This is a genomic window from Stenotrophomonas sp. FSL W7-1447 (assembly GCF_037966425.1).
Taxonomy (GTDB): domain Bacteria; phylum Pseudomonadota; class Gammaproteobacteria; order Xanthomonadales; family Xanthomonadaceae; genus Stenotrophomonas; species Stenotrophomonas pavanii.
The window spans coordinates 4,475,626-4,496,017 of the sequence record NZ_CP150199.1 but is presented as its reverse complement, the minus strand read 5'-3'; the positions used below and the strand labels follow the sequence as shown (position 1 = coordinate 4,496,017).

The window sequence follows — 20,392 nt, the reverse complement described above, 5'->3', positions numbered from 1 at the left end:
AACGACTTAATCCCCTCCGTCCCCTTTTTTTGCGGTCAGCTGCCGCCCGGGGCGAACACCAGGGTCCGGCGGGTGGTGACCGGTGCGCTGACCGGCTCGAAGCGCCAGCGCTTGACCGCGTTCATGGCCTCGCGATCGAAGACGCGCGATGGCGTTGCGCGCAGCACACGGGCATTGGTCACCGAACCGTCGGTGCCGACGGTGATCTCCACCAGCACCTCGCCCGAGGTGCCGGCACGCAGCGCCTCGGACGGATAGCGCGGTGCCGGCGTGCTGACCGGGCGCAGGTTGGGTGCCGCAGCGGCCGCAGGCGCTGCGGCCTGGCGTGCCGCGCTGGCCTGCTGGGCGGCAGCCTGCTGCTGCTTCTGCTCGGCTTCGCGGCGGGCCGCAGCCTGGCGCTCGGCTTCCTGGCGCTCGTTGTCGCGGCGGGCGGCGTCCTGCTGGGCAGCGATCTGCTTGGCCGCGTCGGCTTCCTTGGCACGCTGCTCGGCCAGGCGCTGCTGTTCGGTCTGCTGCTTGCTGCGGTCCTCGGCGTCCTTCTTGGCCTTCTCGGCTTCGGCCTCGGTGCGCTTGGCCGCGTTCTGCACGCCCTTGGCCAGGCCGTCCTTCAGGCGCGGCAGGGCCGGCGCGGAGGCATCGACCTTCTCGATCAGCGCCACCAGCCGCTGTGCTTCGGTGTAGTCCTCGCGCCCCAGGTGCTGTTCGGCGGCGATCAGCGTGTACGGCAGCAGGTCGGTCAGCGCGCTCTTCACCGAGGCGTCGTCCGGGGTCTTGTCGCGCAGGGCGAGGTAGTACTCGATGGCGTTGTCGCCGGCCGGCGCGTACATGCGGTTCTCGCGCAGGGCCTGGGTGGCCGACTCACGCAGCTGCTCGGTGCCCATCGACTGCACCTTGGCGGCGACCACCGGTGCGGCCGGCGCAGCGGCGGCGGGTGCGGAGGCCGGGGCCGGTGCAGCGGTTTCTTCCTTGCCCGAGCAGGCGGCCAGCGCCAGTGCCAGGGCAACCGGCAGCCACCGGCGCGCGGCGGTGATCGTTGAGACGTGCGACATCCTGCTCCCCTTTAGAAGACGACGTGACGTAAATCATTGATATGCATGGCCGGGACCCGTGGTCCAGGCGCGGCAGGGTGGCGTTTCCCGACGCCACTGCCGGCAACGGCGAGGATGCAATCTAGCATCCCGGCCACCGCCCCGCACAAGGGGTGGTGGCCGGGTGGGCCCGCGGCCATCATGCCGTGGCTGGCGGCGACCTCAGTGGTCGTGGGCCTTGTCGTGCGGCTTGCTGTGGCCGTTGGACATCAGCTTGTCGGTCCAGGCGATGCCGATCGCCGACAGGATGAACACGCAGTGGATGATGGTCTGCCACAGCACGCCGTCAGGGGTCAGCATCGAGCAGCGGGCGACACCGATGTTGGCGGCGGCCACGCTCATCTGCTCCGGCGTGCACAGCGGGATGCCATTCAACGCGCCACTGGCGATGAAGGTCTTCAGCAGGTGGATCGAGGAGATGCCGATGATCGCCATCGCCAGCTTCACCTTCAGCACGCTGGCATTGACGTGGCTCAGCCATTCCGGCTGGTCCGGGTGGCCTTCCAGGCGCAGGCGCGAGACGAAGGTCTCATAGCCGCCGACGATCACCATGACCAGCAGGTTGGAGATCATCACCACGTCGATCAGGCCCAGCACGATCAGCATGATCTGCTGCTCGCCCATCGACACCGAATGCGAGATCAGGTGCCACAGTTCCTTGCCGAACAGGAACACGTAGACGCACTGCGCCACGATCAGGCCCAGGTACAGCGGCAGCTGCAGCCAGCGCGAGGCGAAGATCAGCGTGGACAACGGGGAGAGCGGCGGGCGGTTTGCACTCATGCGGGGGATGCTGCGTTTCGGGGGAGAGGCGAGGTTACCGGCCCGCCATGACGGTGCCAACCCAACTCACGCACTAGACTTCAGGTTCCTTTCCGCACCCCGAGCCGACGCCATGATCGACCTGTATTACTGGCCCACCCCGAACGGCCACAAAGTGACCCTGCTGTTGGAGGAAGCCGGCCTGGAGTACCGCATCCACCCGGTCAACATCGGCTCGGGTGACCAGTTCAAGCCAGAGTTCCTGGCCATCTCGCCCAACAACAAGATGCCGGCCATCGTCGACCACGCCCCGGCCGATGGCGGCGCCCCGCAGAGCGTGTTCGAGTCCGGCGCGATCCTGCTGTACCTGGCCGAGAAGACCGGCCGCTTCCTGCCCAGCGACGCGCGTGGCCGCGTGACCACGCTGGAATGGCTGTTCTGGCAGATGGCGGGCTTGGGCCCGATGAGTGGCCAGATGGGCCATTTCAATGTGTACGCGCCGGAGAAGATTCCCTATGCCATCGAGCGCTACGACAACGAGGTGCGCCGCCTGCACGGGGTGATGGACAAGCGCCTGGCACAGCACGCCTTCCTGGCCGGCGATGCGTACACCATCGCCGACATGGCCAGCTACCCGTGGGTCGGCGCCTACGACAAGCTGCCGGTGGACTTCGCCGCGTTCCCGAACCTCAAGCGCTGGCACGAGGCCATCGCCGCGCGCCCGGCCACCCAGCGCGCCTATGCGCTGCGCCAGCAGGTGAACCCGAACGCCGGCAAGCCGCTCAGCGACGAAGAGCGCAAGCACCTGTTCGGCCAGCGCTGACCCCGGCAGGCGGCCCCAGAGGGTCGGATCCCTTTGCAGCGCAAAGGGCGCTGACCCTCCAGTGCGCCGCCATGGGCAGAAGGTCATGCTGCCTTCCCGCACGGGCTTGGTTAGGATGGAGGAACGACCGCCCCGCGCCTGCCGCCGGGCGGACCTGCCGTTTGCCGGGATCCTCCATGCGCCACCTGTTCGCTTCGCTTGCCCTCATGCTCGCCACCAGTACCGCCGCCCACGCCGAAAAGCTGACCCTGGAGGCCATCACCGGCCCGCTGCCGCTGTCCGGCCCGACCCTGATGAAGCCCAAGGTGGCGCCGGACGGTTCGCAGGTCAGTTTCCTGCGCGGCAAGGACAGCGATCGCAACCAGCTGGATCTGTGGACCTACGACATCGGCAGTGGCCAGACCCGGTTGCTGGTTGATTCCAAGGTGGTGCTGCCCGGCACCGAGACCCTCAGCGATGAGGAAAAGGCGCGCCGCGAGCGCCAGCGCATCGCAGCCATGACCGGCATCGTCGATTACCAGTGGTCGCCGGACGCACAGCGCCTGCTGTTCCCGTTGGGCGGCGAGCTGTACCTGTACGACCTCAAGCAGCAGGGCGCGGCGGCCGTGCGCCAGCTGACCCACGGTGAGGGCTTCGCCACCGACGCCAAGCTGTCGCCCAAGGGCGGCTTCGTCAGCTTCATCCGTGGCCGCAACCTGTGGGTGATCGACCTGGCCAGCGGCAGGCAGCTGCAGCTGACCCACGACGGCAGCACCACCATCGGCAACGGCGTGGCCGAGTTCGTCGCCGATGAAGAGATGGACCGCCACACCGGTTACTGGTGGGCACCGGATGATTCGGCGATTGCCTTTGCCCGTATCGACGAGGCGCCGGTGCCGGTGCAGAAGCGCTACGAGGTCTACGCCGACCGCACCGATGTGATCGAACAGCGTTACCCGGCCGCCGGCGACGCCAACGTGCGCGTGCAGTTGGGCGTGATCGCACCGGCCGCCGATGCGCAGCCGCGCTGGATCGACCTGGGCAAGGAACAGGACATCTACCTGGCCCGCGTCGACTGGCGCGATCCGCGGCACCTGAGCTTCCAGCGCCAGTCGCGCGACCAGAAGCAGCTGGACCTGGTGGAAGTGGCACTCGACTCCAACCGCCAGCGCGTACTCGCCCACGAAACCAGCCCGACCTGGGTACCGCTGCACAACAGCCTGCGCTTCCTTGAAGACGGCAGCGTGCTGTGGTCGTCCGAGCGCACGGGCTTCCAGCACCTGTACCGCATCGACAGCAAGGGCAAGACCACCGCGCTGACCCACGGCAACTGGCCGGTGGACGAGCTGCTGGCGGTGGATGAGACGGCCGGCAAGGCCTACTTCCGTGCCGGCATCGAAAGCCCGCGCGAAAGCCAGATCTACGCGGTCTCGCTGCAGGGCGGCGAGCCGCAGCGCCTGTCGAAGGCGCCAGGCATGCACAGCGCCAGCTTCGCCCGCAACGCCAGCGTCTATGTGGACAGCTGGTCCAACAGCACCACACCGCCGCAGATCGAGCTGTTCCGCGCCAACGGCGAGAAGATCGCCACGCTGGTGGAGAACGATCTGGCCGATCCCAAGCACCCGTATGCGCGCTACCGCGACGCGCAGCGCCCGGTCGAGTTCGGCACGCTCACCGCCGCCGACGGCAAGACGCCGCTGCACTACAGCCTGATCAAGCCGGCCGGCTTCGATCCGTCCAGGCGCTACCCGGTGGCGGTGTATGTCTATGGCGGCCCGGCCAGCCAGACCGTCACCGACAGCTGGCCCGGCCGCGGCGACCATCTGTTCAACCAGTACCTGGCCCAGCAGGGCTACGTGGTGTTCTCGCTGGACAACCGCGGCACCCCGCGCCGCGGCCGCGACTTCGGGGGTGCGCTGTACGGGAAGCAGGGCACGGTGGAAGTGACCGACCAGCTGCGTGGCGTGGCCTGGCTCAAGCAGCAGCCGTGGGTGGACCCGGCGCGCATCGGCGTGCAGGGCTGGTCCAACGGCGGCTACATGACCCTGATGCTGCTGGCCAAGGCGTCGAACCAGTACGCCTGCGGCGTGGCCGGCGCCCCGGTCACCGACTGGGGCCTGTACGACAGCCATTACACCGAGCGCTACATGGACCTGCCGGCGCGCAACGACGCCGGTTACCGTGAAGCGCGCGTGCTGACCCACATCGATGGCCTGCGTTCGCCGCTGCTGCTGATCCACGGCATGGCGGACGACAACGTGCTGTTCACCAATTCGACCAGCTTGATGAGCGCGCTGCAGAAGCGCGGCCAGCCGTTCGAGCTGATGACCTACCCGGGTGCCAAGCATGGCCTGTCCGGCGCCGATGCCCTGCATCGCTACCGTGTGGCCGAAGCCTTCCTGGGGCGCTGCCTGAAGCCTTGAAACACAGACGGGAAGGAGCCCGCCGATGACACTGCCGCCGCCGATTCCCACCCACGGCCCGAAGCCCGCCGGCTGGTGGTCCCGCCACTGGCGCTGGGCGATGCCCGTGGCCGTGCTGCTGGTGCTGGGCGGGGCCGGTGGCACGGTGGCCTGGAGCGTGCTGCGCTGGAGCGAGGCGGCACGCGAGAGCCCACCGATGCGCGAAGCGCTGCGTCGCGCCGGCTGCAGCATCGAACTGGTGGAAGCCTTCGGCGAGCCGCTGCGTGCCGAATCGATGCCGCTGGGCAGCATGCAGACCGCGATCAACGGCCAGCGTGACGTCGGCCTGACCGTGGCCCTGGAAGGGCCCCGCGCGCACGGCCGGCTGTTCGTGAAGGGCACCCGCAGTGACGACGTGTGGGACTACCCGGTGATGTACGTGCTGGGCGAGGACAGGCAGACCTTCGACCTGACCGCGCTGGACGACGATGAGGCCGCGCAGGAATGCGAACTGCAGGCCTGCCGCGAGCGCGGCGAATGCCCGCCGACGGCTGCGATGTGACCTCCACGGGCAGGCAACTGCGGGACGTCGACGGGGTAGAGTCGACCGGGTAGAGTCGACTGTCAGTCGACTGCTCTTCGATCAGATAGCGAAACCCCCGCGCTGCGCGCGATAGTCGACTGACAGTCGACTCTACGCCGGCGGGCTTCCGCGGAGCCCCGGCTGCACAACCAGCCCGCCATGACTTCCCGCCGATTGTCGCCACCGCGCTGAGCGCGTAGGGTGCGGGCAACCCTGTCCTGGAGTGCACCATGAAGCCGATCGCGTTGGCCGTTGCCCTGGCCCTGACCGCTGCCCCGCTGCTGTCCGCACCGCCGGCGCTGGCCGCACCCGCCGCCAAGGCCGCCACGCCGGCCAGCCCGGCCTGGGTGGCCCGCAGCAATGCGCTGGCGCAGATCCTGCTCGATGCACAGGGCCCGTTCCAGCCGGAAGAAACCGGCTTCTTCGGCGTGCCCGGCTACGACGACAAGGTCGCCGACCTCGGCCCCGACAACGGCAAGCGCTACCGTGCCGCGATGGCCAAGGCCCGCGATGAGCTGAACGCGAAGCTGGCCACCGAGAAGGATCCCAACGTCCGCCAGGACCTGGAGATCATGATCCATGCCGCCAACCAGAACATCGAAGGCAGCGAGCTCAACGAGAAGTACCTGCTGCCGTGGAGCGATGCGCCGCAGACGGTGTTCAGCGGCCTCAACCTGCTGCTGTCCGACCAGGTGCCGGCCGAGCGCCGTGCCAAGGCACTTGACCGCCTCAAGGCCTATGCCGGCCTGCAGCCGGGCGGCACCGCGTTCACCACGCTGGCCCGCCAGCGCTACGAAGAGCGCTTGAAGGACAGCAGCCTGCTGCAGCCGACGAAGATCGAAGTGCAGCAGTCGCTGGACAACGTCGAGACCTACATCACCGGCATCGAGTCGCTGCTGAAGAAGTACCAGATCGCCGGCGCTGACGAGGCGATGAAAACCCTGGCCGGGCAGATGAAGGACTACGCCGCCTGGACCCGCAAGGAAGTGCTGCCGAAGGCACGCGCCGATGCGCGCCTGCCGGCGCCGCTGTACGCCTACCAGCTCAAGCAGGTCGGCATCGACATCGATCCGAAGCTGCTGATGCAGCGCGCGCAGCTGGAGTTCATGGAAACCCGCTCGGCGATGCAGCAGCTGGCGCCGCTGGTGGTGAAGGACAAGGGCCTGAAGGTGGCCGATCCCAGCGATCCGGTGGCGGTGATCCGCGCGCTGAAGGCCGACAAGATCGCCGACGACCATCTGGAAGGGCACTACCGCAAGGTGATCGACGCGATCGATCCGCTGATCCGCGAGCACGCCATCGTCGACGTGCCCAAGCGCGCGATGCAGATGCGGCTGGGTTCGGCCGCCGAGAGCGCGGCCAGCCCGGCACCGCACTTCCTGCCGGCACCCCTGGTCAACAACACCGGGCAGCAGGGCACCTTCGTGCTGCCGCTGGGCAATCCGGCGGCGGGCCCGGGCGCGCAGTACGACGACTTCAACTTCGGTGCGGCGGCGTGGACGCTGAGCGCGCATGAAGGCCGCCCCGGCCACGAGCTGCAGTTCACCGCGATGGTCGAGCGTGGCGTGTCGCTGGCACGCACCATGTTCGCGTTCAATTCGGTGAACGTGGAAGGCTGGGCGCTGTATGCCGAGGCCGAGATGGTGCCCTACGAACCGCTGGACGGGCAGATGATCGCCCTGCAGTTCCGCCTGCTGCGCGCCGCGCGCGCAATGCTCGACCCGATGCTCAACCTGGGCCTGACCGACCGCGCCAACGGCGAGCGCGTGCTGATGGAGCAGGTCGGCCTGTCCAAGGCGATGGCCACCCAGGAACTGGACCGCTACATGGTGCGCATGCCGGGCCAGGCCGGCAGCTACTTCTACGGTTACACCCGCATCCTGGAGCTGCGCATGCAGACCGAGCTGGCACTGGGTGCGAAGTTCGATCGCCTCGCGTTCAACAACTTCCTGCTCGACCAGGGCCTGCTGCCGCCGGACCAGCTGGCCGACGCGGTGAACAAGGTGTTTGTGCCGAAGTACAAGCGCTGAACGCCCTCCGGTAGTGCCGGCCGCTGGCCGGCATTCCCCTGGCGTAGAGAGGATTCCCGAGGTTGCCGGCCAGCGGCCGGCATTCCCTTGGCGTAGAGAGCATTCCTGAGGTTGCCGGCCAGCGGCCGGCATTCCCTTGGCGTAGAGAGGATTTCTGAGGTTGCCGGCCAGCGGCCGGCACTACCTGCGGTGAGGCTGCCGCGTCACCGCTGCGGCGTGATCACCTGCGTCGGCAACCGCGCCGGCGGTTCCGGGTTGGGTACCCAGATCGCCACGCCGGCGGCGCGCTTCTGCGTGGTCGGAATACCAATGCCGACGCCGCCACCCACGTGCGAGCCGAATGTGCCGGCGCCCACCGACATGCCCACCGGCGAGCCGCTGCTGCCCACGCCCATCAGCACCACGCCATTGGCGCCCAGTGCTGCGGCTTCACGCTTCAGGCGCGCCACTGCAGCGTCGGTCTGGCCCTGCGTGCCGAAGCCCACGGCAGACGCCGATTCCAGCTGCGCGATTTCCTGGGAGCCGGCCGGTGGCGTGGAATAGATCTGGACCAGTGCCGGATCGATCGGCGCGCGGGCGCGGCCCAGCATGACCTTGGAGGTGCTGGCACAACCGGCGGCGACCAGCAGGATGGCCGCCAACGCGGCCCAACGGATGTTCATGGCACGACCCCTGTAGGACTGGTTGCGATCATCGGCGGGCTACTCTGAATCGGTGCCAACCCCCCGGCCAGGGCAGCCACGGCCGCACGCTATCACGGTGCGGGTGACAGCCCCGCCAAGGGCAGTAGGCGGCGGCAGCGGGAACGACTATGGTGGGGACAGGAACCAACGACGGGAGAGCGGAATGGGTGTGATCAGTCTGTTGTGGGGCGTGCTGGCGCTGCTGTGGATGATCCTGGCGCTGATTCCGCTGCTCGGCTGGGGCAACTGGTTCCTGATCCCGTTCGCCGCCGTCGGTGCGGTGATCGCCGCGCTGGGCATCCTGTTCACCCACCCCAGCAAGCGCGGCCGGGCCTGGGCCGGGCTGGTTCTGAACGGCATCGTGGTGGTGGTCGGCATCCTGCGCCTGGGCCTGGGGGGCGGCGTGATCTGACCCCGGCGCCGGGTGCGACAGGGCGTCGCAGGTGCACGGCTGCCGGCCGGGCAGGGGCGTACAATGAGCGGCTGCGCGAGCCCCCCGCGTGCCTGTGAATCCGCGCCCGGCGCGGCTGCCCGATGATCATCCGACCCCGTCCCCACGGCTGGCAACTGCTGTACATCCTGCGCGGCTCGATCGTCAAAGCGATCGCGCCGAAGGTGCTGGCCATCCTGATCCTGTCCATCGCCGTGGCGGCGGTGGTGGAGCTGGCCCCGCCGACCGGCATCGAGCGCGTGTCGGTCACGCCGTTCACCCTGCTCGGCCTGGTCCTGTCGATCTTCCTCAGCTTCCGCAACAGCGCCTGCTACGAGCGCTGGTGGGAAGGCCGCAAGCTGTGGGGCCAGCTGGTCTACGAATCGCGTTCGCTGGCCCGCCAGGTGAACCTGCTGCTGGCCGATGACCCCGGCCGCCGCCGTCGCATCGCCTATCTCACCACTGCGTTCGCCCATGCGCTGGCCGCACGCCTGCGTGGGCGCATCGTGGCCCTGGCCGCCTTGCCATGGCTGGACAAGCCGCAGCGCGAGCAGCTGGGCCAGCGCGAGAACGTGCCCGATGCCCTGCTGTCGATGATCGCGGCCGAGCTGGCCCAGGCGCTGCGCGCCGGCGAGCTTGATCCGATCCTCTACACCCAGCTGGAGGAGCGGCTGCACGCCATGTCGTCGATCCAGGCCGGCTGCGAGCGCATCCTCACCACGCCGCTGCCGTTCGCCTACACCCTGCTGCTGCACCGCTGCGCGTGGATGTTCTGCGTGCTGCTGCCGTTCGGCCTGGCCAGTTCGCTGGGCTGGGGCACGCCGGTGCTGTCGGCGGTGCTGGCCTATGCCTTCTTCGGCCTGGACCAGCTGGGCGAAGAAATGGAAGACCCGTTCGGCCTGGAGCCGAACGACCTGCCGCTGGACGCGCTGGTGCGCACGATCGAGATCGACCAGCTCGACGCGCTCGGCGAACGCCCATTGCCCGAACCCCTGCTGCCGCAGGGCTACCTGTTGCAATAGCCACTCTTCGGAGCCTGCCATGTCCCATCCGCTTTACCGCCCGCGCCGCATGCGCCACGACGAGTTCTCGCGTCGCCTGATGCGCGAGAACACGCTGACCACCGATGACCTGATCTACCCGGTGTTCGTGCACGAACTGGCGGGCCGCACCGCAGTGCCGTCGATGCCGGGCGTGGAGCGGCTGTCGATCGAAGAGCTGCTGAAAGTGGCCGAAGAGGCGCTGGAGCTGGGCATTCCGGTGATCGACCTGTTCCCGGTGATCGACCCGTCGCTGAAGTCGCTGGACGCATCGGCGGCGTGGGCCGAGGATGGCCTGGCGCAGCGTGCGATCCGCGCGCTGAAGTCGCGCTTCCCGGAACTGGGAGTGATGACCGACGTGGCGCTGGACCCGTACACCACCCACGGCCAGGACGGCATCATCGACGACAAGGGCTACGTGCTCAACGACATCACGGTCGAAGCGCTGGTCAAGCAGTCGGTGTCGCACGCCGAGGCCGGCGTCGACATCGTCTCGCCGTCGGACATGATGGACGGCCGCATCGGCGCGATCCGCCGTGCGCTGGATGCCGAGAACCACATCAACGTGCGCATCATGGCCTACTCGGCCAAGTACGCCTCGGCATTCTACGGCCCGTTCCGTGATGCGGTGGGCAGCGCGGCCAGCCTCGGCAAGGCCGACAAGAAGACCTACCAGATGGACCCAGCCAACGGCGACGAGGCCCTGCGCGAGATCGCGCTGGACCTGGAAGAGGGCGCCGACATGGTGATGGTCAAGCCGGGCATGCCCTACCTGGACCTGGTGCGCCGGGTGAAGGAGACCTTCGGCGTGCCGACCTTCGCTTATCAGGTCAGTGGCGAGTACGCGATGATGAAGGCCGCCTTCGCCAACGGCTGGCTGGACGAGCGTGCCTGCGTGCTGGAGTCGCTGCTGGGCTTCAAGCGGGCCGGTGCCGACGGCGTACTGACCTATTTCGCGCCGCAGGTGGCGCGATGGCTGCGCGAGCGCTGACAATAGCGCCACGATAGACGGAGGACTGCGCGATGGGACCCGAACTGGGATGGATGCAATGGCTGATCTGGGGCACCGGTACGCTGGTGTTCGGCGCCATCATCGTCGGTGTCTTCATCGCCGCGTGGCGGGCCGGCAAGCGCCCGCCGGAACAGCTCTCCGCTGCCCGCCGCGTGGCCCGTGAGCAGGCGCTGCCGGACAGCGTGCAGGCCGAGCTGGCCGCGTTGAACCAGCGCAAGGACAACGGCCAGCTGAGTGAGCTGGAGTACGAGCAGCAGCGCGCCAAGGTGTTGTCGCGCTGACGGGCAATGCCCGGGGTCGGATCCCTTCCCGCAGGAAAGCGCTCTGACCCCTTCGCGGGCGCCATCCACGCATGACGTGGATCTACCGCACGCACCCGGCCACCGCCGCCACCTTCGGCACCGCCAACCGGTACACGTCCACGCCACCGGCACGCGGGGCCTTCGCCGCGCTGCTGGCGACCAGCATCTCCGCCGGCTTGGCGTGGTCGATCACCGGCGCGCCGGTCCAGCCGCCGGCCTGGTTGAACGACAGCCCCAACGGTTGCAGCGCCGCGCCGCTCCACGCACAGCCGCTGCTCCACACCTGCGCGGTCGCGCCGCTGCCGCGGCTGAACACCACGGCGCCGTCCTGGCCCAGCCAGTCGCCGTCGGTTTCATCGTCGGCGCTGTTCAATGCGCTCAGCGCGCTGGCCGGGCCGCGCCTGCCGTTCGCATCCAGCGGCGCCACGAACAGATCCCAGCCAGCGCCGCGGCCCTGCTGGCGGGCAAACAGCAGCTGCTTGCCGTCCACGCTCAGCGCCGGCCCGCGCTCTTCCCGGTGCCCGCCGTCACCGGCCAGCGGCTGCGCAGGGCCCAGCTGGCCGTCGGCGGCCAACGCGGCGCGGTACAGCGCCAGCGCGCCCTCGCGGCCGGCCGCGAACAGCAGCCAGCGGCCGTCACGGCTGAAGTAGGGATCGCGGGCCTCGCCAGCCACGCCCACCGGCAGCGCCTGTGCCTGCTGCCAGCGGCCATCGACCACGCGTGCCTGCCACAGGCCCCAGCCGGCCTCGCCGCGGCGGGCGAAGACGATGCGCTGGCCATCGGCACTGATCGTGGCGCGGCCCTCGTCGGCGCGGGTCGAGACCACGCCCATGCCTTCGATGCCGTACTCGTTCAACGCCATCGCCACGGGGGCAGAGAGTAGACTGGCGGCGAGCACCAGCAGGGGCGGGGTGATGCGCATCATCCAGATCCGTGCATGAAAGAGCATCAGTCTAGCCAGCTTGAGGATTCCATGACCGACCGTTACGCCGTCTTCGGACACCCCGTTGCCCACTCGAAGTCGCCGCAGATCCACGCGACGTTCGGTCGCCAGGAAGGCATCGCCATCGACTACCGTGCGATCGACCTGGCGCCGGATGCCTTCCTGGCCGGGCTGGAAGCCTTCGCCGCCGAGGGCGGTGTCGGCGCCAACGTCACCCTGCCACACAAGGAAGCCGCGTTCTCGGTGTGCACCACGCTGACCGCACGGGCGCGCCGCGCCGGCTCGGTCAACACGCTGCTGCGCAAGGGCGACCGCTGGCACGGCGACACCACCGATGGCATCGGCCTGGTGCGCGACCTGACCGACCGCCATGGCCTGGACCTGCGTGGCCGCCGCGTGCTGATGATCGGTGCCGGTGGCTCGGCGCGCAGCGTTGCACCGGCGCTGCTGGATGCCGGCATCACCGAGCTGGTGGTGGTGAACCGCACGCCGGAGCGCGCCGACGAACTGATCGACGCGATGGGCGAGCCGGGCCGCGCGATCAGCCGCTACTGGGAAGACCTGCGCGAGCTGGGCGACTTCGAACTGATCGTCAATGCCACCTCGGCCGGCCGCGACCGCGACGTCGAGTTCAAGCTGCCGCTGTCGCTGGTCAATTCGATGACCACCGCCGTCGACCTGAACTACGGCGAGGCGGCCATCGCTTTCCTGGCCTGGGCCCGTGCGGCGAACTGCCGCAATACCGTGGATGGCCTGGGCATGCTGGTCGAGCAGGCGGCCGAGAGCTTCCTGCAGTGGCACGGCGTGCGCCCGCAGACCGACGAGGTCTACGAGTCGCTGCGCCAGGGCTCGGCCGTGCTGGCCGGCGAGGACTGATCGATGGACAGCACGACGTTGATGGTGACCGTGCTGAGCATGGTCGGCGTGCGCCTGCCGGTGCTGATCGCGCTGTGCATCGGCCTGGTCTGGGTGGTCGGCGCGCCGCGCGATGCCACCCGCACCGGTGCCCTGGTCGGCCTGCTGCTGTTGCTGCTGTCCAGCCTGGGCGGCCTGGCGGCGGGCATGCTGCCGATGTGGCTGGTCAGCAGTGGTAATTTCAGCGCCGTGTCGGGCATGGGTGCCATCCTCGGCGTGCTGCATTTCGCACTGGCCATGGTCGAGGCCATCGGCGTGGTGCTGCTGGTGTGGGCGCTGGTGCGCCTGCTGCGTAGCCGTCCCACCCCGGTCGCCTGAGCGCTGGCGCCGGGCCACGCCCGGCGTGTTTCGCCCCTGTGCGGCGCGGGCTTCGGACCGTGCGCGCCGGCGGGCGTCGTCGCTGGCTCGTTCAGGGTGCCGGCAACAGTGAACGCGGCCGGCCATGCGACAATGGCCGGCCTGATCCAGCCACGGTAACTCCCGGCGTGACCGAAACCGTCGCCGCTCCGCGCACGCTCGATGACCCCTTGAAGGACGCGATCCGCAAGGCGTACACGACGCTGCAGGCCAATACGCCCGGCTTCTCCACTCGCCGCTCGCAGAGCCAGATGATCGGCGTGGTGTCGCGCGCGCTGTCGAAGAGCGGTGGCGTTGGCGTGGTCGAGGCGCCCACCGGCGTCGGCAAGAGCCTGGGTTACCTCACCGCGGGCGTGCCGATTGCGCTGGCCACCAAGAAGAAGCTGGTGATCAGCACCGGCACCGTGGCGCTGCAATCGCAGCTGGTCGAGCGCGATATTCCCAATTTCCTCAAGGCCACCGGCCTGGAAGCGACCGTGGCGCTGGCCAAGGGACGCACCCGCTACCTGTGCACGCGCAATGCCGCCGAGGCGCAGGGCGAGGGCTCGCAGGGCGGCATGTTCGAGGACGACGCGCCACTGTTCGACCGGCCGCTGGCGCCGATCGAGATGGACATCGCCAAGCGCCTGACCGACGCCTTCACCAGCGGCAGCTGGGATGGCGATATCGACAATGCGCCGGAGACCATCAGCCCCGGCCTGCGCAGCCGCATCACCACGCCGGCCTCGGGCTGCGCCGGGCGCCGCTGTGCCTACTCGGCGCAGTGCGCGGTGCTGCGCTCGCGCAACACGGTGCGCGATGCGCAGATCGTGGTCACCAACCATGCGCTGCTGCTGTCGGCGCTGTCGATCGGTGACAGTGACAACGGCCAGCCGTTGATCGCCCCGCCGTCGGACATGCTGCTGGTGCTGGATGAGGGCCATCACATCGGCAACGTGGCGATCGACCAGGGCGCGGCCAGCCTGGCGCTGGACGAGATGGCCAAGCGTACCGGCCGCCTGCAGATCCTGATTGCCGGCGCCTACCGCGCGGTCGACAAGGACCGCCTCGGCAACCTGCTGCCGAACGAAGCGATCGAAGTCGCCAGCAACGTCGCCAAGCAGCTGCGCGCGTTCCGTGACCACGTCGAGCGGGTGTGGATGCCGGCGCCGGCGGACGAAGAGCCGATGTGGCGCGCGGCCAACGGGCGCCTGCCCGAGGCTTGGCGCGAGCCGATCGAGGCGCTGGCCGACGATACCCGCAGCCTCTACAACTGGGCGCATGCGGCCACCGCGCAGGTAGCCAAGGGCAAGCCGGACGATGCCGCGCGCGAGCGCCTGCAGCGCAACCTGGGCATGGCGCTGGAGATGATCGAGCAGCAGTACAACCTGTGGCAGGCCTGGCGCCGCGAGGACAAGGATGGCGCGCCGCCGATGGCGCGCTGGGTCACCGCCACCCGCGATGGCGACCTGGTGCTGCACGGCTCGCCGGTGTCGGCCGCGCACGTGCTGCGCAAGCTGCTGTGGGATGAAGTGGACTCGGTGGTGATGACCTCGGCGACGTTGACCGGTGGTGGCGATTTCCAGTCGCTGGCGATCGACAACGGCATCCCCGAAGACGCCGAGATGGTCTCGCTGTCCTCGCCGTTCGACCTGCCCAACCAGGCCGAGCTGATCGTGCCGAAATTCCCGGTCACGCCGGACGACCGCGAGGGCCATCCGCGCGAAGTGGCGCGCTATCTCGACACCGAGCTGGACTGGGCCAAGGGCTCGATGGTGCTGTTCACTTCGCGCTGGAAGATGGAGAAGGTGGCCGGCCTGATGCCGGCCGCGCGCCGCAAGCAGGTGCTGGTGCAGGGCGAGATGTCCAAGACCCGGCTGATCGAGGAACACCTGCGGCGTGTCGAGGCAGGCGAGGGTTCGGTGCTGTTCGGCCTGAACTCGTTCGGCGAGGGCCTCGACCTGCCCGGCGAAGCCTGCACCACCGTAGTGATCACCCAGGTGCCGTTCGCGGTGCCGACCGACCCGCAGACCGCTACCCTCAGTGAATGGTTCGAGGGGCGTGGGCTGAATGCCTTCAACCTGATCGCCATTCCGCATGCGTTGCGCACGCTGACCCAGTTCGCCGGCCGCCTGATCCGCACCTCCACCGACACCGGCCGCGTGGTGATCCTCGACTCGCGGCTGCTGACCCGCCGCTACGGCAAGCGCATCATCGACGCGCTGCCACCGTTCAAGCGCGTGATCGGCTGACCGGTAGTGCCGGCCGCTGGCCGGCAAAAAGGGGACGGGCAAAAAGGGGACGGGCAAAAAGGGGACGGGCAAAAAGGGGACGGAGGGGATTAAGTCGTTTTAGGCACAAACGACTTAATCCCCTCCGTCCCCTTTTTCCAGATGCCGGCCAGCGGCCGGCACTACCGGATCGGCATCAATCGCCGAGCAGGGCGGTGTTGCGTACGGCGCCCTTGTCGGCGCTGGTGGCCAGCAGGGCGTAGGCCTTCAACGCGCTGGTGACCTTGCGTGGGCGCGGCGCGCGCGGCTTCCAGCCGCGTGCATCGGCATGGGCGCGGCGCTGGGCCAGCGTGGCCTCATCCAGCAGCAGGTCGATGCGGCGGGCCGGGATGTCGATGCGGATGCGGTCGCCGTCTTCCACCAGGCCGATCGTGCCGCCGCTGGCGGCTTCCGGCGAGACGTGGCCGATCGACAGGCCCGAGGTACCGCCGGAGAAACGGCCGTCGGTGAGCAGCGCGCACTGCTTGCCCAGCCCCTTCGATTTCAGGTAGCTGGTCGGGTACAGCATCTCCTGCATGCCGGGGCCGCCTTTCGGACCTTCGTAGCGGATCACCACCACCTCGCCCGGCTGCACCTCGTCGGCGAGGATGCCGGCGACGGCGGCGTCCTGGCTTTCGTAGACGCGCGCGGGGCCTTCGAACACGTGGATCGACTCGTCCACGCCGGCGGTCTTCACCACGCAGCCATCCACGGCCAGGTTGCCGCGCAATACGGCGAGGCCGCCTTCCAGTGAGTACGCATGCTGCAGCGAGCGGATGCAGCCCTCGGCGCGGTCCACGTCCAGCGTCGGCCAGCGCGTGGCCTGGCTGAAAGCTTCCTGGGTGGGAATGCCGGCCGGGCCGGCCTTGAAGAAGGTATGCAGGGTGTCGTTGTCACTGCGCACCACGTCCCAGCGTTCCAGTGCGTCGGCCAGGCTGGCGCTGTGCACGGTCGGCACCGTCGTATCGAGCAGGCCGGCACGGTCCAGTTCACCCAGGATGCCGAACACACCACCGGCGCGGTGCACGTCCTCGATGTGGTACTTGGGCGTGTTCGGCGCCACCTTGCACAGCTGCGGCACGCGCCGCGACAGCGCGTCGATGTGGGTCAGGTCGAAGTCGACCTCCGCCTCCTGCGCAGCGGCCAGCAGGTGCAGGATGGTGTTGGTGGAACCGCCCATGGCGATGTCCAGGGTCATTGCATTGGCGAACGCGGCCTGGGTGGCGATGCCACGCGGCAGTGCCGTCGGATCCTCGCCGCCATACCAGCGGTGGCAGAGTTCGACGATCAGGCGGCCGGCGCGGCGGAACAGCGCTTCGCGGTCGGCGTGGGTGGCCAGCGTGGTGCCGTTGCCCGGCAGCGACAGGCCCAGCGCTTCGGTCAGGCAGTTCATCGAGTTGGCGGTGAACATGCCCGAGCAGGAACCGCAGGTGGGGCAGGCGCTGCGCTCGAACGCGGCCACCTTCTCATCGGAGGCGCTGTCATCGGCGGCCACCACCATCGCATCGACCAGGTCCAGCTTGTGCTCGGACAGCTTGGTCTTGCCCGCTTCCATCGGGCCGCCGGAGACGAACACCACCGGGATGTTGAGGCGCAGCGCGGCCATCAGCATGCCGGGGGTGATCTTGTCGCAGTTGCTGATGCACACCAGCGCGTCGGCGCAGTGCGCGTTGACCATGTATTCCACGGCGTCGGCGATGATCTCGCGGCTGGGCAGCGAATACAGCATGCCGTCGTGGCCCATCGCGATGCCGTCGTCCACGGCGATGGTGTTGAATTCCTTGGCGACGCCGCCGACCTGTTCGATCTCGCGCGCGACCAGCTGGCCGAGGTCCTTCAGGTGCACGTGGCCGGGCACGAACTGGGTGAAGGAGTTGGCGATGGCGATGATCGGCTTGTGGAAGTCGCCGTCCTTCATGCCGGTGGCACGCCACAGGGCGCGGGCGCCGGCCATGTTGCGGCCGGCGGTGGAGGTACGGGAACGGTATTCGGGCATGGCGGGCGGAACGGGCGGGCCGTACGACGTGGGGGTCGCCCGATCATGGCCAATTTTTTCGGTTGCTGCTGCAACCACCGGAGGTGGTCCGGCCGGGCTGCGCCCGCACCCGCGGTAGTGCCGGCCGCTGGCCGGCAACCTCAACAGCAACAGCGGGGCTATCCGTGGGATGGCGGGGTGGGTCCGGCTGCGGGGGACGGCGCTCTGCGTTGCTCTTGGCAGGTGTCGACCCTGGTCGACACGGTAGATCCACGCCATGCGTCGATGATGGAGAGCGACGAAGATGAAAGGCCGTTCATCTTTCGCACTTTGCCGATTCCGGTTGCTGGCCCGGATTTGGCATCATTGGGGCATTGATCCGTCGACAGGGCATGAGGCCATGAAACGTTCCCGCACCACCGCGCTGCTGCTGATGAGCGCCGCGCCGCTGCTGTTCACCGCCTGCCAGAAGGAACCGGAGGTGAAGGTGCAGGAAGGCCTGTATACCTCCGTCGAGGCCTGCACCGAGGCTACCGGCGATCCCTCGTCGTGCCGCAACGCCTTCGCCGAAGCGCAGAAGCAGGCCGCCGATGCGGCGCCGAAGTACGCCAGCAAGGAAGCCTGCGAGAAGGACTACAAGCCGGAGCAGTGCGTGCAGCAGCACACCTCGGCAGGCACGTCGTTCATCGGCCCGATGATGATGGGCTTCTTCATGTCGCAGATGCTGAGCAACCGCGGCGGCCTGGCGCCGCAGGCACCGGCGTCGGCGCCGGCCTACCAGGACAGGAATGCGGGTTGGGCGCGCCCGGCACCGGGTGGCACCGGTGGCTTGAACACCGCCAGCGGCATCGGCGCCGGCAAGGCCGGCCTGGCGCCGGTCACCAGCGAACCGAACCGTGCGGTCACTGCCAGCCGTGGTGGCTTCGGCAACACCAGCGCACGCCGCAGCAGCAGCGGCAGCTACGGCGGCTGATCGACCCATGCAGCGCATCCGGATTGCCGAGCGTGCCCAGTGGCGGGCGCGCGCGGAAGAGGCGGGTTTCCGCTTCCATACCATCGACGGCCAGCCGTACTGGGATGAACGCGCGTATTACGCGTTCACCCTGCGTCAGATCGAACAGGACATCGAAGACCCCAGCGCCGAGCTGCACCAGATGGCGCTGGACCTGGTTGGCGATGTCATCGCCAGCGAGCGCCTGATGGACCAGCTGGCGATTCCGTCGCACTACCGTGACTGGATCGCCGACAGCTGGCGCCAGCGCCAGCCGCACCTCTATGGGCGCCTGGACCTGGCCTACGATGGTACCGGCCCGGCCAAGCTGTACGAACTGAACTACGACACGCCGACCTCGCTGTTCGAGGCCAGCTTCTTCCAGTGGCAGTGGCTGGAAGACCAGCGCAATGCCGGTCGCCTGCCGCAGCATGCCGACCAGTTCAACGCGATCCACGAAGCGCTGGTCGAGCGTTTCGGCGAACTCGCCGCGCAGCTGCCGCCGCCGCTGTACTTCAGCGCGGTCGGCAGTTCGGAGGAAGACCGTGGCACGGTCGAGTACCTGCGTGACTGCGCATCCCAGGCCGGCCTGCATGGCCAGGCCATCGCCATCGAGGACATTGGCCTGTCCGAGGACCGCCGCTTCACCGCGCTGGATGATTCGGTGATCGGCACGCTGTTCAAGCTGTACCCGCTGGAAGACCTGATGGCCGAAGAGTTCGGCCGCGCGCTGCCCGGCTCGGGCGTGCAGCTGCTGGAACCGGCGTGGAAGGCGGTGCTGAGCAACAAGGGCATCCTGCCGCTGCTGTGGCAGCGCAACGTCGGCCATCCGAACCTGCTGGAAGCGCATTTCGACGATGGCAGCACGCTGGCCTCGGGCTGGGTGCGCAAGCCGCTGTTCTCGCGCGAAGGCGCCAACATCGAGATGCACCTGGCCGATGGTAGCACCCAGCGCAGCGACGGTCCCTACGATGGCCCGGCGATCATCCAGCGCGCCCATCCGCTGACCCGCTTCGAAGGCGGCTACCCGCTGATCGGCAGCTGGGTGATCGGTGACCACGCCTGCGGCATCGGCATCCGCGAGGACGACAGCGCGATCACCCGCGACAGTGCGCGCTTCGTGCCGCACGCGATCGTCGACGAGGCGCCGACGCGGATCTACGTCTGATGACGGTGCGGCGCTGGCCTGGCCGGCATGGGCGTGCCACGCCCGTGCCGGGTCGGCATTTCGATGACGGGCGCAGCCTGCAGGCCTTCGCGGACCGCGTCGCCGTCTGCTGCCATCGCTGTGACACTCCCGGTTGGGTGATCGCCCGCTGGGAACCCTATCGGTGGACCGCGCGTTTCCGCTGCACCGGTTGCAGTTCTGCGCTGGACAGCGGCGACTGGGTGGGGGCGGTCTGCATGCTGGGCCGCCAGCCCTGTGGATTCTGTGGGCATCAGTGGCTGCATGTATGCCGGCGGATTCCCGCTGGCATGCCTGCGCCTGCATCGTTCCCCGCCCGATGCGCGCAGTGCGACCGCAGCACCGAGGTCACCGTCTCGACGCGCCCCCTGCGTGACGCGGAGCCGGCCGATCCGCATTTCGGGCTGCCGCTGCGACTGGTCGAATCGACCCGCGCGGGCCTGTTTTGGGCTTACAACGCCGAACATCTGCAGGCACTGCACGAATACGCGAGCGCGACGCTGCGCGAGGGCCGCGGCCATCATCGATCCATGTTCTCGCGCCTGCCGCAGTGGATGAAGCTGGCCCGCAACCGGGTGCTGCTGCAGCGCGCGGTGGCGCGGTTGCAGCGGCGGTTGTTGCAGGGGTAGTGCCGGCCGCTGG

19 protein-coding genes are annotated in these 20,392 nt (G+C 68.8%); 14 read left to right on the top strand and 5 right to left on the bottom strand.

Translation table 11 applies throughout. The annotated features are described in order from the left end of the window. Positions 1 to 35: 35 nt before the first annotated feature. The gene (locus tag NSQ78_RS20865) at positions 36 to 1,049 is read right to left on the bottom strand and encodes an energy transducer TonB (protein ID WP_049459556.1); all 1,014 of its coding nucleotides are present in this window, start codon (positions 1,047 to 1,049) and stop codon (positions 36 to 38) included. A gap of 201 nt (positions 1,050 to 1,250) precedes the next feature. Then, a complete protein-coding gene (locus tag NSQ78_RS20860; RefSeq protein ID WP_064239478.1) occupies positions 1,251 to 1,871 on the bottom strand; it encodes a TIGR00645 family protein in 621 nt (206 codons plus the stop codon). Positions 1,872 to 1,983: 112 nt separating this feature from the next. On the opposite strand from NSQ78_RS20860, the gene NSQ78_RS20855 reads away from it, so the two are divergent. The 4 genes from NSQ78_RS20855 (at position 1,984) to NSQ78_RS20840 (ending at position 7,667) form a co-directional block, all read left to right on the top strand. Further along, positions 1,984 to 2,673, top strand: a complete 690-nt coding sequence (locus NSQ78_RS20855; RefSeq protein ID WP_049459553.1) for a glutathione binding-like protein — start codon at positions 1,984 to 1,986, stop codon at positions 2,671 to 2,673. A 176-nt stretch (positions 2,674 to 2,849) separates the two neighbouring features. Further along, entirely contained in the window at positions 2,850 to 5,075 is a 2,226-nt protein-coding gene (locus NSQ78_RS20850; RefSeq protein ID WP_064239477.1) for a S9 family peptidase, read from the top strand. Positions 5,076 to 5,100: 25 nt separating this feature from the next. Further along, positions 5,101 to 5,616, top strand: a complete 516-nt coding sequence (locus NSQ78_RS20845; RefSeq protein ID WP_049465248.1) for a cytochrome c oxidase assembly factor Coa1 family protein — start codon at positions 5,101 to 5,103, stop codon at positions 5,614 to 5,616. Between the two features lie 251 nt (positions 5,617 to 5,867). Further along, positions 5,868 to 7,667: a DUF885 domain-containing protein gene (locus tag NSQ78_RS20840; RefSeq protein WP_064239476.1), complete on the top strand. Its 1,800-nt coding sequence runs from the start codon at positions 5,868 to 5,870 to the stop codon at positions 7,665 to 7,667. Between the two features lie 203 nt (positions 7,668 to 7,870). On the opposite strand, the gene NSQ78_RS20835 is transcribed toward NSQ78_RS20840, so the two are convergent. Then, positions 7,871 to 8,329 carry a hypothetical protein gene (locus NSQ78_RS20835; RefSeq protein ID WP_005420187.1) on the bottom strand — a complete coding sequence of 153 codons (459 nt, stop codon included), beginning with the start codon at positions 8,327 to 8,329 and terminating at the stop codon, positions 7,871 to 7,873. A gap of 184 nt (positions 8,330 to 8,513) precedes the next feature. On the opposite strand from NSQ78_RS20835, the gene NSQ78_RS20830 reads away from it, so the two are divergent. The 4 genes from NSQ78_RS20830 (at position 8,514) to NSQ78_RS20815 (ending at position 11,113) form a co-directional block, all read left to right on the top strand. Then, positions 8,514 to 8,762 carry a hypothetical protein gene (locus NSQ78_RS20830; protein ID WP_006475755.1) on the top strand — a complete coding sequence of 83 codons (249 nt, stop codon included), beginning with the start codon at positions 8,514 to 8,516 and terminating at the stop codon, positions 8,760 to 8,762. A gap of 122 nt (positions 8,763 to 8,884) precedes the next feature. Then, entirely contained in the window at positions 8,885 to 9,802 is a 918-nt protein-coding gene (locus NSQ78_RS20825; RefSeq protein ID WP_049459544.1) for a bestrophin family ion channel, read from the top strand. Between the two features lie 19 nt (positions 9,803 to 9,821). After that, positions 9,822 to 10,811, top strand: coding sequence for a porphobilinogen synthase (gene hemB / locus NSQ78_RS20820; RefSeq protein WP_049459543.1), 990 nt, complete (start codon positions 9,822 to 9,824; stop codon positions 10,809 to 10,811). A gap of 32 nt (positions 10,812 to 10,843) precedes the next feature. Beyond that, entirely contained in the window at positions 10,844 to 11,113 is a 270-nt protein-coding gene (locus NSQ78_RS20815) for a hypothetical protein (protein WP_049465253.1), read from the top strand. An 82-nt stretch (positions 11,114 to 11,195) separates the two neighbouring features. On the opposite strand, the gene NSQ78_RS20810 is transcribed toward NSQ78_RS20815, so the two are convergent. Then, positions 11,196 to 12,059 (bottom strand): PD40 domain-containing protein, encoded by an 864-nt coding sequence (locus NSQ78_RS20810; RefSeq protein ID WP_064239704.1) that lies wholly within the window; start codon positions 12,057 to 12,059, stop codon positions 11,196 to 11,198. Between the two features lie 48 nt (positions 12,060 to 12,107). On the opposite strand from NSQ78_RS20810, the gene aroE reads away from it, so the two are divergent. From aroE to dinG, 3 genes are all read left to right on the top strand, one after another. After that, a complete protein-coding gene (gene aroE, locus NSQ78_RS20805; protein ID WP_064239475.1) occupies positions 12,108 to 12,953 on the top strand; it encodes a shikimate dehydrogenase in 846 nt (281 codons plus the stop codon). 3 nt (positions 12,954 to 12,956) lie between these two features. Further along, positions 12,957 to 13,310, top strand: coding sequence for a hypothetical protein (locus NSQ78_RS20800; RefSeq protein WP_064239474.1), 354 nt, complete (start codon positions 12,957 to 12,959; stop codon positions 13,308 to 13,310). Between the two features lie 167 nt (positions 13,311 to 13,477). Beyond that, positions 13,478 to 15,580, top strand: a complete 2,103-nt coding sequence (gene dinG / locus NSQ78_RS20795; protein ID WP_049465259.1) for an ATP-dependent DNA helicase DinG — start codon at positions 13,478 to 13,480, stop codon at positions 15,578 to 15,580. Positions 15,581 to 15,755: 175 nt separating this feature from the next. Here the strand turns inward: dinG and ilvD are convergent, their stop codons facing one another. Next, the gene (gene ilvD, locus NSQ78_RS20790) at positions 15,756 to 17,594 is read right to left on the bottom strand and encodes a dihydroxy-acid dehydratase (RefSeq protein WP_053505438.1); all 1,839 of its coding nucleotides are present in this window, start codon (positions 17,592 to 17,594) and stop codon (positions 15,756 to 15,758) included. Positions 17,595 to 17,973: 379 nt separating this feature from the next. Here ilvD and NSQ78_RS20785 point away from each other — a divergent pair, with 379 nt between their 5' ends. Genes NSQ78_RS20785 through NSQ78_RS20775 form a run of 3 tightly spaced genes read left to right on the top strand, consistent with a single transcriptional unit; the run spans position 17,974 to position 20,379 of the window. Next, a complete protein-coding gene (locus tag NSQ78_RS20785) occupies positions 17,974 to 18,546 on the top strand; it encodes a DUF1190 domain-containing protein (protein WP_049465264.1) in 573 nt (190 codons plus the stop codon). A 7-nt stretch (positions 18,547 to 18,553) separates the two neighbouring features. After that, complete coding sequence (locus NSQ78_RS20780; RefSeq protein ID WP_308306510.1) at positions 18,554 to 19,732, top strand: glutathionylspermidine synthase family protein; 1,179 nt, start codon at positions 18,554 to 18,556, stop codon at positions 19,730 to 19,732. Continuing rightward, positions 19,732 to 20,379 carry a hypothetical protein gene (locus NSQ78_RS20775; protein WP_064239472.1) on the top strand — a complete coding sequence of 216 codons (648 nt, stop codon included), beginning with the start codon at positions 19,732 to 19,734 and terminating at the stop codon, positions 20,377 to 20,379. The genes NSQ78_RS20780 and NSQ78_RS20775 overlap by 1 nt, the downstream gene beginning before the upstream one ends. Positions 20,380 to 20,392 lie beyond the last annotated feature (13 nt).

Coding starts and splice junctions, on each gene's coding strand:
- NSQ78_RS20825 (WP_049459544.1), top strand. CDS start 8,885: ATGATCATCCGACCCCGTCCCCACGGCTGGCAACTGCTGTACATCCTG.
- NSQ78_RS20835 (WP_005420187.1), bottom strand. CDS start 8,329: ATGAACATCCGTTGGGCCGCGTTGGCGGCCATCCTGCTGGTCGCCGCC.
- NSQ78_RS20845 (WP_049465248.1), top strand. CDS start 5,101: ATGACACTGCCGCCGCCGATTCCCACCCACGGCCCGAAGCCCGCCGGC.
- NSQ78_RS20775 (WP_064239472.1), top strand. CDS start 19,732: ATGACGGTGCGGCGCTGGCCTGGCCGGCATGGGCGTGCCACGCCCGTG.
- NSQ78_RS20855 (WP_049459553.1), top strand. CDS start 1,984: ATGATCGACCTGTATTACTGGCCCACCCCGAACGGCCACAAAGTGACC.
- NSQ78_RS20830 (WP_006475755.1), top strand. CDS start 8,514: ATGGGTGTGATCAGTCTGTTGTGGGGCGTGCTGGCGCTGCTGTGGATG.
- NSQ78_RS20850 (WP_064239477.1), top strand. CDS start 2,850: ATGCGCCACCTGTTCGCTTCGCTTGCCCTCATGCTCGCCACCAGTACC.
- ilvD (WP_053505438.1), bottom strand. CDS start 17,594: ATGCCCGAATACCGTTCCCGTACCTCCACCGCCGGCCGCAACATGGCC.
- NSQ78_RS20840 (WP_064239476.1), top strand. CDS start 5,868: ATGAAGCCGATCGCGTTGGCCGTTGCCCTGGCCCTGACCGCTGCCCCG.
- NSQ78_RS20800 (WP_064239474.1), top strand. CDS start 12,957: ATGGACAGCACGACGTTGATGGTGACCGTGCTGAGCATGGTCGGCGTG.
- aroE (WP_064239475.1), top strand. CDS start 12,108: ATGACCGACCGTTACGCCGTCTTCGGACACCCCGTTGCCCACTCGAAG.
- hemB (WP_049459543.1), top strand. CDS start 9,822: ATGTCCCATCCGCTTTACCGCCCGCGCCGCATGCGCCACGACGAGTTC.
- NSQ78_RS20860 (WP_064239478.1), bottom strand. CDS start 1,871: ATGAGTGCAAACCGCCCGCCGCTCTCCCCGTTGTCCACGCTGATCTTC.
- NSQ78_RS20810 (WP_064239704.1), bottom strand. CDS start 12,059: ATGATGCGCATCACCCCGCCCCTGCTGGTGCTCGCCGCCAGTCTACTC.
- NSQ78_RS20785 (WP_049465264.1), top strand. CDS start 17,974: ATGAAACGTTCCCGCACCACCGCGCTGCTGCTGATGAGCGCCGCGCCG.
- NSQ78_RS20815 (WP_049465253.1), top strand. CDS start 10,844: ATGGGACCCGAACTGGGATGGATGCAATGGCTGATCTGGGGCACCGGT.
- NSQ78_RS20865 (WP_049459556.1), bottom strand. CDS start 1,049: ATGTCGCACGTCTCAACGATCACCGCCGCGCGCCGGTGGCTGCCGGTT.
- NSQ78_RS20780 (WP_308306510.1), top strand. CDS start 18,554: ATGCAGCGCATCCGGATTGCCGAGCGTGCCCAGTGGCGGGCGCGCGCG.